The organism is Limnobacter sp. UBA3528, assembly GCF_002377005.1.
Lineage (GTDB): Bacteria > Pseudomonadota > Gammaproteobacteria > Burkholderiales > Burkholderiaceae_B > Limnobacter.
Map to the genome: position 1 here is coordinate 1 of NZ_DFOZ01000007.1, position 11,593 is coordinate 11,593.

The window sequence follows — 11,593 nt, forward strand, 5'->3', positions numbered from 1 at the left end:
GTTGTCGCTGATCTTGCCCATGGCGCCGTCGGCCACTTGCAACAAAGAGATACCGTCGTTGGCGTTGCGCCCAGCCACATCAAAGCCGCGAATTTGCGCTTGCATGCGCTCGGCAATGGCCAGGCCTGCTGCGTCGTCTTTGGCGCTGTTCACACGCAGTCCGGAGGACAGGCGAGCGATCGAGTTGTTCAAACCCATGCCAGAGCCTGAAAGGTTCTTCTGGGCGGTCAGTGAGGCTACGTTGGTGTTGATTCCTAGCATGATAATTCTCCAAGCAATTTGTTGATTCAAGCTGGCTGCGTCATCTTGTGCGCTGCCTTATGACCTGTTATCGATGCCAGGAAATGAAACTTTAGGCTTTCATCTGCAAATAAAAAATATTGTTTTTACGCCCTCAAGTTCGCTGACTCGCTGTCGTAATATGCCGATTTTTTCTGGAAAAGAATGCGGCCGTCACCCTCAAGTTTCCAATAAAGGTGTCCGTTATCTTCTACAGGCACTTAACAATTGGGGCCCCCACCACAAGGGGCGACACGAAGTGGGGGTCAATCGAATGGGGGGATCCCCCCAAACTGTGATTCTTCCATCCGGCCTATTGAGCGACAGTGTGTCCATGTAAGGCAGTTCCCTACATGTTGAATTCCAGCTCGGTGACTCAATGAATGGAAGTTGGATGATTCAGGTTATTGGGCTGGAAGCCGAAGATACGTATGAGGGAATTGTCGCTGCGATCAACAAAGCAGCTCACATTGAGGATGCAGTACAACAGAGATTGAATTGGAGGATGTTCAAATGAAAAGTACCCGTCTACTAGATGAAATTCGCGAAACTAACCTGTCTTATTTGCTGCTGGCTCAGCAACTGATTCGCGAAGACCGCGCCGAAGCAACCTTCCGTTTGGGCATTTCCGACGAAGTGGCTGAGTTGATTGATCAGCTGACCACCGCGCAAGTGCTGCGTATTGCCTCAAGCAATATGTTGATGTGCCGTTTCCGTTTCGACGACGAAGTGGTTTGGAATTTGCTGACCAGTCACACCAAAGACCGCAGTGTTTCCGGCATGCACGCAGCAATCATCATGTCTGGCAAGGCAGTGAACGCTGCTGCCTGATTAACGACACGGTAATTATTCAGGATGTAACAACAAAAACTCAGGCATCCAACATTGACATCAGACAGGGGTCAAAAAAATCATGGCTAAAGTTAAATCAATTATCGACGAAGCAGCACAAATTCAATTGGCCACTCAGCTGATTCGTCTGGATGCGCGTTTGCAGGTTCTCGAGTCCGAAACACAGTTGTCTCGTGAACGTTTGTTGAAGCTGTACAAAGAACTCAAACACAAGTCGCCCCCCAAAGGCATGCTGCCATTTTCAACCGACTGGTTCATGACCTGGCAGCCCAATATTCATTCCTCGCTGTTTATCAATATTTATCAAACATTGATTAAAAACACCGACATTGAAGACATTGACGCCATCATCAAAGCCTACAGAATGTATCTTGAGCAAATTACCCAGTTGGGTTTGCCCGAAGTGCTGTCGCTGACTCGCGCATGGCGCCTGGTGAAGTTTTTTGATGCAGGCATGTTGACCACCACGGAGTGCAAAGACTGCGAAGGCCGTTTTGTGGTGCACACCTATGAATTGGTGAATGAGTACGTATGCGGCCTGTGCCACATGCCCTCTCGTGCGGGTAAAACCCGTCAGTCGGCAGCAGACCGATTCTTCAACGAAGAAGCCAGTATCGAAGCTTAAGTATTCAGTTTGCAAAGCCCAGGGAGAAGGGCTTTCCGTTTACCCCCGCTGCACCAAAAGGTCCGGTTGCATCCTCCCACCCTCTGTCTCTTCCGGGTCTGCAGTGGGGGTTTCTCCTCTCTCGAATGACCAGCCATTGTTGCTGGTCATTTTTATTGAACCCCCCTCAAAAATGGCTATCACCAAGGATTGTGAAATCCTGGCCATGCCTTGAAATCACCCAGAAAAGCCACTTTATTCGGACAAAAGATTTTACAAATTCTGCCGACAATACCTATACAGAAAAACCATTCATCGACAGAGAACTTCAACCCATGTTAGTAGCAATCGGATTCGTGATCGTGATTTTCTCCGTGTTGGGCGGTTTCGCCTTCATGGGGGGGCACTTGGTAACGCTGTGGCAGCCAGTTGAAATTTTGATTATTGGTGGAGGCGCAATTGGCGCATTCATTGTCAGCAACACGCCCAGCATTTTGAAAGCGACAGGCAAGGCCTTGGGCGGTGCATTCAAACCCAGCGCCATCACCAAGGCTTTTTACATGTCCTTGATGGCCCTGATGTATGAAATCCTGACCAAGGTGCGCAAAGAAGGTTTGATGTCGATTGAAGGCGATGTCGAAGAGCCTGAGCAAAGCCCTTTGTTCCAGAAGTATCCCGAAGTCTTGGCCGATCACCACATTGTTGAATTCCTCACTGATTACCTTCGCTTGATGGTGAGTGGGAACCTGAACCCCATGGAAATTGAAAACCTGATGGATGGCGAGCTTGAAACTCACCATCAGGAAGCACACACCCCACAGTCGGCGGTGCAGCAAATGGCCGACGGTTTGCCTGCATTCGGTATCGTGGCCGCCGTGATGGGGGTTGTTCACGTGATGGGCTCTGTGGGGCAGGTGAGTAACGCCGAACTTGGCGTGATGATTGCCGCAGCGCTGGTGGGTACCTTTCTGGGCATTTTATTGGCCTACGGTTTTGTCGGCCCATTGGCCAGCATCATCAACCACAAAATTGCCGAGTCATCCAAGCCATTTGAGTGTGTGAAAACCACTTTGCTGGCAAGCCTGAATGGTTATTCACCTGCACTGGCTGTTGAGTTTGGCCGAAAGGTTCTGTATTCAACCGAGCGCCCAACTTTCATTGAGCTGGAAGAGCACGTGAAGAGCACCAAAGGCAAATAAAGGCAAACAAGCATCATGGCGAAGTCTGACGAAGAACGTCCAATCATCGTAGTCAAGAAGATCAAGAAAGGCGGCCATGGTCACCATGGCGGCGCCTGGAAAATTGCATACGCCGACTTCGTGACTGCCATGATGGCTTTTTTTCTCTTGATGTGGTTGCTGGGTTCCACCTCCGAGGGTGACCTGAAAGGCATCTCGGATTACTTCAATTCACCCTTGAAGGTGGCACTGGTTGGGGGTCCCGGTTCTGGTACCGCCACGAGTGTAATAGATGCGGGCGGCACTGATTTGTCACGCTCCGTGGGGCAAATCAAAAGCGGAAGCACCGACAAGGCCACCAACAGCAGTACCTCGAATGCAACGGCAGAAGCGCTCGAACGCGCAGAGTCCAAGCGCTTGCTTGAATTAAAGGGGGAAATAGAGGGCCTAATCGACGCATCAGATTTGATGAAACAGTTTAAAAATCAAATCATGCTCGACATCACGCCTGAAGGTTTACGAATTCAAATTGTGGATGAGCGAAATCGCCCCATGTTTGATTCAGGCAGTGCGGTGTTGAAAGATTACATGAAAGACATTTTGCGGAATTTGACCAAGTTGCTGAATCAGGTGCCCAACAAGCTGACTTTGTCAGGCCACACCGATGCAACGCCGTATGCAGCGGGCAACAAAGGTTACAGCAACTGGGAGTTGTCGGCAGACCGGGCCAACGCCAGTCGCCGTGAAATGACCCTGGCTGGTATGCCGGACAACAAAATGTTGCGTGTGGTGGGTTTGGCCTCCTCGGTGTCGCTGGATGAAAAAGACCCCTACGCAGCAGTGAACCGAAGAATTGCGATTGTAGTGATGAACAAACGCGCAGAAGAAGCAGTGCGAGCGCTGGCCAATCTGGATGAAGGGCAAGACCCCAATTTGATTGAGCTGCCACCCGTACCCAAAGTTGAAGGCTTGCCGTTTTCAAAAAACGGATCAAGTACGAATTGAAAGAAACAGACTAATTGTCAGGAGCAACATGATGCAAAACGATTATCGCTTGATGAACATGATTGACGAGAAGGCAAGGCTTGCAGGCTCCAACAAAATGGAGTTGCTGCTCTTCTCGTTGGGTTCTACCGAGGTGTTCGGTATCAACGTGTTCAAGGTCCGCGAAGTGTGCGAAACCTTGCCCATCACGCGAACCCCCAACATGCCTGCTGGCGTGGAAGGCATCATTTCATTGCGAGGCAGTATTCTGCCTGTGATCGATCTCGCGCAATGTCTGCGCATGGGCAATGGCGAAGCACGCACCAAGCTGATCATCACTGAGTTCTCTTCACACACTCAGGCCTTCCTGGTGCAAGACGTGGACCGCATCGTACGCGTGGACTGGGAGCAGGTGAAATCGCCTCAAAGTATTGGTCAGTCGCAAAGCGCCATGATCACTGCCCTGACTGAATTGCCCGATGGCAAGCTGGTGTCCATTCTGGATGTTGAGCAAATTCTGGGCGAAGTGATTGGTGAAGGCGATGTGCCCAATATGGACAGCATGCGCCCGGATCACCCATACCCCGTGTTCTTTGCAGACGATTCGAACATGGCGCGCAAGAAAATTACCGAAGTGCTCGAGAAACTTCACCTGCCTTATCAAAGTGCGATCAATGGTCGCGAGGCCTGGGAAAAATTGCGCAACATTGCCAGCCGCGCCGAGCAGGAAAACAAAGACATTCGGGATGTGGTTTCTCTCATCCTGGTGGATGCAGAAATGCCGGAAATGGACGGCTATGTGTTGACACGTCACATCAAGGAAGATGTTCGCTTCAAGGGCATTCCTGTCGTGATGCACTCTTCACTGTCGTCTGTGGCAAACAAGAAGTTGGGTCAACAAGTTGGTGTGGATGCCTATGTGGGCAAGTTCCATCCCGAAGAGTTGGCGCAGATGGTTACCTCAATGCTTCACCCAGCGTAAGGAGCAAGCATGAACCCCGAAGATTTAAAAATCCTGATTGTTGACGACTTCTCGACCATGCGTCGAATTGTTCGCAACCTGTTGAAGGAAATAGGCTACAACAACGCCGATGAAGCGGAAGACGGTGCAGTGGCCTTGGCCAAACTGAAAGCCGGCAACTTCAACTTTGTTGTCAGCGATTTGAACATGCCCAATATGAACGGCTTTGAGTTGCTGCAAAACATTCGTGCTGATGCTGAACTCAAGCATTTGCCTGTGTTGCTGGTTACCGCTGAAGCCAAGAAAGAGGACATCGTGACCGCAGCCCAAATGGGTGCAAACGGTTACATCGTCAAGCCTTTTACCAAGGCTACCCTTGAGGAAAAGCTGGGCAAGATCGTCGCGAAGATGTCTGTCTAATTACGAAGAATCAGAAATGGAGAGGTCGCAACGATGAACCCAGATAATCTGAAAAGCGGTGACAACGACGATTTGGAAGCGTTGTTTGATGAAATTGCAGAACAACGTGTTTGGGATGATGCACCTGCTGCCGCCCCGCAGGCTTCGTCTGCTGCCGCACCTGCTGCTCAAGCGCCAGTAAATTCCAGCCCGGCCGATGAAGAGCCGCATGATGTGTTTCGCCGCGTGGGTTCTCTTACCCGCAAATTGCACGATGCCTTGCGTGAACTGGGCTACGACAAAAGCGTTGAACATGCGGTGAACGCACTGCCCGATGCTCGCGCTCGCTTGAACTACATTGCTGACCTGACCGGCAAAGCCGCTGAGAAAGTACTGGCTGCTGTGGAAGCCTCGCAAAAATTGAATGACGATGTGTCTGCCCGTGCTGCCGAGCTCGACAGACAATGGGATCGCCTATACAACAACGAGATGAGTCTTGAAGAGTTCAAGTCGCATGCCCGTGAAAACCGCGAATTCATGAAAGAGATCAGCCAGTGCAGCGGTCAACTGGGTGGCCACCTCACCGACATCATGATGGCGCAAGATTTCCATGACCTGACCGGCCAGGTGGTCAACCGCATTGGCAATATGGCTCAGGGGCTTGAAGAACAACTGGTTCAGTTGTTACTCGACACCACGCCACCCGACCAGCGCAAGCAGGTTGAAGAAACGTTCCTCAATGGTCCGGCCATCAATGCCGAAGGTCGTGCCGATGTGTGCAGCAATCAAAGCCAGGTCGATGACCTGCTGGAAAGCCTCGGCTTCTAACAACACCAACAGCCGGGCTGACGTGGGAGAATACAAATGAGCGCATTCAGTGATGTCGAACTGCTACAGGACTTCTTGACCGAGGCAGGCGACTTGTTGGAGGACGTGGACAGCAAGCTGGTCGAACTGGAGCAAAGCCCGGAAGACGCCGATTTGTTGGCCACTGTTTTCCGCGGTTTCCACACCATCAAGGGTGGTGCCGGTTTTCTGGAAGCAACACACCTGGTGGAGTTGTGCCACAAAACAGAAAACCTGTTTGATCTGTTGCGTTCCAAGAAGCTTGTTCTGGATGCTGAGATGATGGACTCCATCATGGCCGCCACCGGTGAGGTACACCGCATGTTCGGTGAAATGCGCAATGGTCACCAGCCGGGTGCAGCCCCTCAAGAGTTGCTGGAAGCACTCGACGCGGCGATTGAAGGACGCACTGTGGCAACCTCCGCAGCGCCTGTTGTTCAAGCCGCGGCAGAAGCCCCAGCAACAAGCCAAGCCAAAACATTGAATGAACTCGCACAAATTTCAGAGGATGATCTGGATTGGGCCGGCTTGTATGAAGCTGTGGTGGGTGTACCACCCCGTGAGCTCGAACAGGCTGCACTAAGCACAGGCATGGCCACCGAGGCCATTGCAAGGCAGGCAGCCGCAGCAGTTCGCCCCAAGGCGCCACCACCCAAAGCAAAAGCAGCTCAGCCTGCAGCAGCCGTACAAAAAGAAAACACCATTCGCGTGGACACAGCACGTTTTGACCAAATCCTGAACCTCAGTGGTGAAATCGGTTTGACCAAAAACCGGTTGAATTGTTTGTTTCAGGCTTTTGCATCCGGCGCCAGCAATGAAGAGTTGATCAAGTCGCTCGACACGGTGGTCGGGCAGCTCGACATGCTGGTCTCTGACTTGCAATCGGCCGTGATGAAGGCGCGCATGCAGCCAGTGGGTCGTGTGTTCCAGAAGTACAGTCGCCTGGCCCGTGATGTTTCACGCCAGTTGGGTAAAGACGTTGAACTGGTGATTGAAGGTGCAGAAACCGAGGTGGACAAATCCATTCTCGAAGAGTTGAACGACCCCTTGATTCACTTGGTGCGCAATGCTGTTGACCACGGTATTGAAACCATCGCAGACCGCACAGCTTGTGGCAAGAATCCCAAAGGGATTGTGAATCTTTCTGCCCGTCAGACCGGCGATCACATCGTGATTGAAATTCAGGACGATGGTCGTGGCATGCGCCCGGAAATCATTCGTGAGAAGGCAGTTGAAAAAGGTTTGATTTCTGCCGAGGAAGCAGGGCAATTGAGCGTACAGGAAAGCCTGCAGCTGATTTTCTTGCCCGGTTTTTCAACCAAAGATCAAATTTCGGATATTTCAGGCCGCGGCGTAGGCATGGATGTGGTGAAAACCAATATTCAGCGTTTGAACGGTCGCATTGAAATTCAATCCGAGCCAGGTCATGGTTCTACCATCACCATTTTGCTGCCGCTGACATTGGCAATTTTGCCAGTGTTGATGCTGAAGCTTGAAGAGCAAATTTATTCACTGCCTTTGTCCTGTGTTCGGGAGATTATTCCGATCGAAGAAGACAAAGTGCAATACGTGGGTGGAAAACCCACCATGGTGGTTCGCGGCGAAGTAATTCCATTGCTCGACCTGGCCACTTTGATCGGTCGGGAAAGTGCACCCACTCCGAAGGTGGGCGTGCTCACGATCAGCGGCAACAAGGCCTGTATTTTGGCGGTTGATTCGCTGGTGGGGCAGGACGAAGTGATGATCAAACCACTGGATGGTGTCAAGCCCAAAGGCGTGGCGGGTGCTACCTTGTCGGGCGAAGGTTTGCTGGTGTTGGTACTTGAACTTCGTGAGTTGATTGAAGGCAAGCTGTAAGCAGAACTAAGGTGTTTTTCGGGGTTTTATAACCCGTATGGTTGACTCCTTTTGCTTCGATAATTGAATCATCGGCACAAGATGCCAATCACATTCACACACACCTGACACGCCAAGTCGGGGGCAAGGAGTTGACCTTATGAATTCACTGTACCGTTCGATTGAGAAGGGCTTTTTCTACACGCTCAGTCGAAAATTGTTTGGCAATGTGGCCGGTATTGCATCTGTTGTTTTAATCGGTTATCTGGTCATCTACAGTTGGGCCATGGGCAAGCTGGCCCCCGAACAAATGAGCGATTTCCGCCTCATTCTCAGCATTTCCCTCGGGTTTACCTTGCTGGCCTGCGCAGGTGCATTTGTCTACTTGCGCCACCTGATTGTGCGGCCTGTACATTTGCTCAGCGAGCGCATGGATCAATTGGCCAATGGTGAGGGCGATTTGTCGGTGAACCTGCCCATTGTGACTGAGGATGAACTGCGTGGCCTGGCAGAAAACTACAATGCCTTTATGGTGCGTTTGCGTGACTTGATTCACGAAATTCGTCGAATGACTGCGCAAGTCTCCATGGAGTCCGTGCGTGTCTCTGGCAGTTTGAAAGACGCCAGCCGCACAGCCGACAAGCAAGGCAACATCACTTCTGAAATTTTCCAGGCAGCGGACCAGGCGTCCCATGCCATGGAAAATGTGGCCAACAGCGCGAACTACTTGTCGCGCGCCACTGAAGAACACCTTGAAACGGTGAACTCCTCTTACCGTGAACTGCTGACTGTCGCTGACGAAATGAATTCTGCTTCAGGCAGTTTGAACAGCTTTGGCCACACTGTTGAAAAACTGGCTGAAACTGGCAAAGGCATTGAGAGCATCGTCAAGCTGATTAACGATATTTCAGATCAAACCAACTTGTTGGCCTTGAATGCCGCCATTGAGGCAGCACGCGCTGGCGAACAGGGGCGTGGCTTTGCTGTGGTGGCCGATGAAGTGCGAGGCTTGGCCGAGCGGGTCAAGTCGGCCACTGGCGAAATTCGGGGCAATATTTCGTCCATGCTTCGCTTGGTTGGTGACACTCAGCAAGAGACTCGGGAAATCAATCAAAGCATCCTGAAAGGTCAGCAAACTGTGAGTACCTCATCGGCCAAATTCTCTGGCATGGTTCACAGCTTTGAGGAAATGAGCTCGCAGATTAATGACGTGACCCAGCAGGTTCAATCGGTCAAACAGATCAATATGGATGTGTCGGGTAAAGCCTCTGAAATTCGTGAAACAGCCCAGTCGGTGATCAATCAAACCAGCGAGTCCGAGAAATCGAGTTCTGAATTGGCAGCAGCCACGGATCGAATCAAGGAGTTGGTGGCCCGATTCAAAATTGGCAAGGGCGCTTACGAGCAAATTATTGAGCAAGCCATGTTGGCACGTGAGCAATGCAAAAATATTCTGGTTCAGACGCTGGACAACGGACATGATATTTTTGATGAAGCCTACAAGCCCATACCCAATTCCAATCCCCAAAAATACAGCACACGCTACGACAAAGCGGTAGAACGTCAACTGCAGAATGCCTATGATCAGTTGGTGGCGAATGTGCCTGGGTCGGTGTTTTCTTTGTGCGTAGACCGAAAGGGCTATGCACCTACACACAACAGCAAGTATTCACGCCCCTTGACTGGCGACTTGAAAAAAGATTTGGTGGAAAGCCGTGACAAGCGCATGTTCAGTGACCCGGTTGGCTTACGTGCCGCACAAAATCTGTCGCCCTGGTTATTGCAAACCTATCGGCGCGATACAGGTGAGGTGTTGAACGATTTGTCGTTGCCCATTGAAATCAACGGGCGCCATTGGGGTGGCCTGCGCCTCGGTTTCAGTCCCGAGTTGTTGATCAAGGATTAAGTCTCTGAAGTTCAAAAAGAGGATAGGGGTCCGTTTCTCACCGCGCTTAGGCGCGGTTTTTCTTTACCCAGTCTTTCAAAGGCGCTTCGCAGGCGTTCAATACCGCAATCAGTTTTGCAGTGCTATTCTCGAAGTGCGCAATGCTTTTTACACCAGATTGCCTGCAGGTGACCTCCAGTTCTTCGGCCAAATGATTGCATTCGTCAAAACCGATTGCAGCGCTTGCCCCTTTGACATTGTGTGCAGCATCTCCCAAGGCATTCAGGTCTTGCCGGTCACAGGCTGTCTGCAACCTTCCAATGTAGCTCGGGCATTCCTTGACAAATACATCGATCAGCATGATCAACAAACTGGTGTCGTTGTCGATACGCTCAAGCGCCTCGGTGGGGTTGTAATGCATGGGGGTGGCAGGTAATTCAGAAGAATTCCATGTTACAGGTTCAAATCGGGGTTTTGAATTGCCTGTATCCTTTTCATAATAAGAACATTCCAATAGTGCAGGTGCTGCTTTGGCAGAAGAAACAGATCAGGAAAAAGACTTACCCGCGTCGGAACAGAAGATCCGTAAAGCGCGAGAAGAGGGCAATCTTCCCCGTTCCCGAGAGCTGGGCGGAGGTGTTGTGCTGCTCGCTGGTGTTGGTTTGCTTTACACCATGGGCGGCGAGCTGGTCAGTCAAAGTGAAAAGTTGATGCGCCAGGGTTTGGTTCTGGACCGCGCTCAGGCTTTTGACACCAAGCATATGGGTTTGAAATGGGTGTCCATGTTGCAGGAAAGCCTGTTCATTCTCATTCCCCTTTTTCTGGTGGTGGTGGTGGCTGCGATTGTTTCCAACATTGCAGTGGGTGGCTTTAACTGGTCCACCAAACCGCTTGAACCCAAGCTTTCAAAGTTGAATCCGATCAAGGGTTTGAAAAACATATTCTCGGTCAACGGCTTGGCTGAGCTGGTCAAAGCCATTTTGAAAACAGTGGTGTTGGGTGGGGTGGGTTACCTGTTGTTGATGCAGGATCTGGGCGAGTTCACCCAGCTGTCAGCCATGCCGCTTGAACATGGTATGGCCGAGACTGCACGAATTACCATCAAGGATGCGCTCATTCTTGCGATTGCATTTTTGTTGATTGTGTCGATTGATGTGCCTTACCAGCTGTGGCGTTACTACAAAGGTTTGCGCATGAACCTGGAAGAGCTCAAACGCGAATCGAAAGAGTCGGATGGTGATCCGCACCTGAAAGGCAAAATCAAAAGTATGCAGCGCGAAGCGGCACGCCGCCGCATGATGGCCTCAGTGCCCAATGCCGATGTGATTGTCACGAACCCGACGCATTACTCTGTTGCCTTGAAGTACGACAAAGATGGCAAAGGTGCCCCGCGCGTGGTGGCCAAAGGCATTGGTCCTCTGGCTTTGAAAATTCGGGAAGTGGCCCAAGAAAACAAAGTGCCTTTGGTGGAAGCACCTCCTTTGGCCCGAGCCTTGTATTCCAATGTGGAGCTTGAGCAGGAAATTCCGGGTGCCTTGTACACGGCGGTGGCCAAGTTGCTGGCGTATGTGTATGCACTTGCGGAAGGCAAAGGCCACATGGTGGAAGTGCCTGGAGAGGCGGATATTCCGAAAGGAATGGATCCCGGGCCAGCTGCCTGAGGACCACAGCTGCTGTTTATTGCTCAACTCGGCAGGGTTGTTTGTGTCGCACTGAACTAGTGGACTTGGGAGCTAAACTTGAATGGTCACCGCTGCCCGAAAACTTGG

11 protein-coding genes and 1 pseudogene are annotated in these 11,593 nt (G+C 51.2%); 10 read left to right on the forward strand and 2 right to left on the reverse strand.

Going from position 1 to position 11,593, the window contains the following annotated elements:
- Positions 1-261: pseudogene (locus B4N58_RS01775) on the reverse strand (flagellin FliC); the annotation flags it as partial.
- Between the two features lie 531 nt (positions 262-792).
- Between B4N58_RS01775 and flhD the strand changes: the two are divergent.
- The 9 genes from flhD to B4N58_RS01820 all read left to right on the forward strand — a co-directional run bounded on the left by flhD (position 793) and on the right by B4N58_RS01820 (position 9,845).
- Entirely contained in the window at positions 793-1,110 is a 318-nt protein-coding gene (gene flhD / locus B4N58_RS01780) for a flagellar transcriptional regulator FlhD (RefSeq protein ID WP_008253127.1), read from the forward strand.
- A gap of 82 nt (positions 1,111-1,192) precedes the next feature.
- Positions 1,193-1,756: a flagellar transcriptional regulator FlhC gene (gene flhC / locus B4N58_RS01785; protein ID WP_291745268.1), complete on the forward strand. Its 564-nt coding sequence runs from the start codon at positions 1,193-1,195 to the stop codon at positions 1,754-1,756.
- 314 nt (positions 1,757-2,070) lie between these two features.
- Complete coding sequence (gene motA / locus B4N58_RS01790; RefSeq protein WP_291745270.1) at positions 2,071-2,934, forward strand: flagellar motor stator protein MotA; 864 nt, start codon at positions 2,071-2,073, stop codon at positions 2,932-2,934.
- A gap of 15 nt (positions 2,935-2,949) precedes the next feature.
- A complete protein-coding gene (gene motB / locus B4N58_RS01795; RefSeq protein ID WP_291745272.1) occupies positions 2,950-3,918 on the forward strand; it encodes a flagellar motor protein MotB in 969 nt (322 codons plus the stop codon).
- A gap of 28 nt (positions 3,919-3,946) precedes the next feature.
- Positions 3,947-4,879 carry a chemotaxis protein gene (locus B4N58_RS01800; RefSeq protein ID WP_008253131.1) on the forward strand — a complete coding sequence of 311 codons (933 nt, stop codon included), beginning with the start codon at positions 3,947-3,949 and terminating at the stop codon, positions 4,877-4,879.
- A gap of 9 nt (positions 4,880-4,888) precedes the next feature.
- Positions 4,889-5,278: a chemotaxis response regulator CheY gene (cheY, locus tag B4N58_RS01805; RefSeq protein ID WP_008253132.1), complete on the forward strand. Its 390-nt coding sequence runs from the start codon at positions 4,889-4,891 to the stop codon at positions 5,276-5,278.
- 33 nt (positions 5,279-5,311) lie between these two features.
- The gene (locus B4N58_RS01810) at positions 5,312-6,085 is read left to right on the forward strand and encodes a protein phosphatase CheZ (RefSeq protein ID WP_008253138.1); all 774 of its coding nucleotides are present in this window, start codon (positions 5,312-5,314) and stop codon (positions 6,083-6,085) included.
- A gap of 36 nt (positions 6,086-6,121) precedes the next feature.
- Positions 6,122-7,960: a chemotaxis protein CheA gene (locus B4N58_RS01815; protein WP_291745275.1), complete on the forward strand. Its 1,839-nt coding sequence runs from the start codon at positions 6,122-6,124 to the stop codon at positions 7,958-7,960.
- A 139-nt stretch (positions 7,961-8,099) separates the two neighbouring features.
- Positions 8,100-9,845 (forward strand): methyl-accepting chemotaxis protein, encoded by a 1,746-nt coding sequence (locus tag B4N58_RS01820; protein ID WP_291745277.1) that lies wholly within the window; start codon positions 8,100-8,102, stop codon positions 9,843-9,845.
- 46 nt (positions 9,846-9,891) lie between these two features.
- Here the strand turns inward: B4N58_RS01820 and B4N58_RS01825 are convergent, their stop codons facing one another.
- Positions 9,892-10,245: an Hpt domain-containing protein gene (locus tag B4N58_RS01825; RefSeq protein WP_291745279.1), complete on the reverse strand. Its 354-nt coding sequence runs from the start codon at positions 10,243-10,245 to the stop codon at positions 9,892-9,894.
- 109 nt (positions 10,246-10,354) lie between these two features.
- On the opposite strand from B4N58_RS01825, the gene flhB reads away from it, so the two are divergent.
- Positions 10,355-11,485 carry a flagellar biosynthesis protein FlhB gene (gene flhB / locus B4N58_RS01830; RefSeq protein WP_291745280.1) on the forward strand — a complete coding sequence of 377 codons (1,131 nt, stop codon included), beginning with the start codon at positions 10,355-10,357 and terminating at the stop codon, positions 11,483-11,485.
- The last annotated feature ends 108 nt before the right edge of the window (positions 11,486-11,593 follow it).

What these genes read in the sequence shown, in the direction of transcription:
- B4N58_RS01815 (WP_291745275.1), top strand. Translation starts at nt 6,122, where the DNA reads ATGAGCGCATTCAGTGATGTCGAACTGCTACAGGACTTCTTGACCGAG.
- motA (WP_291745270.1), top strand. Translation starts at nt 2,071, where the DNA reads ATGTTAGTAGCAATCGGATTCGTGATCGTGATTTTCTCCGTGTTGGGC.
- B4N58_RS01800 (WP_008253131.1), top strand. Translation starts at nt 3,947, where the DNA reads ATGATGCAAAACGATTATCGCTTGATGAACATGATTGACGAGAAGGCA.
- B4N58_RS01820 (WP_291745277.1), top strand. Translation starts at nt 8,100, where the DNA reads ATGAATTCACTGTACCGTTCGATTGAGAAGGGCTTTTTCTACACGCTC.
- flhD (WP_008253127.1), top strand. Translation starts at nt 793, where the DNA reads ATGAAAAGTACCCGTCTACTAGATGAAATTCGCGAAACTAACCTGTCT.
- B4N58_RS01825 (WP_291745279.1), bottom strand. Translation starts at nt 10,245, where the DNA reads ATGCATTACAACCCCACCGAGGCGCTTGAGCGTATCGACAACGACACC.
- flhC (WP_291745268.1), top strand. Translation starts at nt 1,193, where the DNA reads ATGGCTAAAGTTAAATCAATTATCGACGAAGCAGCACAAATTCAATTG.
- motB (WP_291745272.1), top strand. Translation starts at nt 2,950, where the DNA reads ATGGCGAAGTCTGACGAAGAACGTCCAATCATCGTAGTCAAGAAGATC.
- B4N58_RS01810 (WP_008253138.1), top strand. Translation starts at nt 5,312, where the DNA reads ATGAACCCAGATAATCTGAAAAGCGGTGACAACGACGATTTGGAAGCG.
- cheY (WP_008253132.1), top strand. Translation starts at nt 4,889, where the DNA reads ATGAACCCCGAAGATTTAAAAATCCTGATTGTTGACGACTTCTCGACC.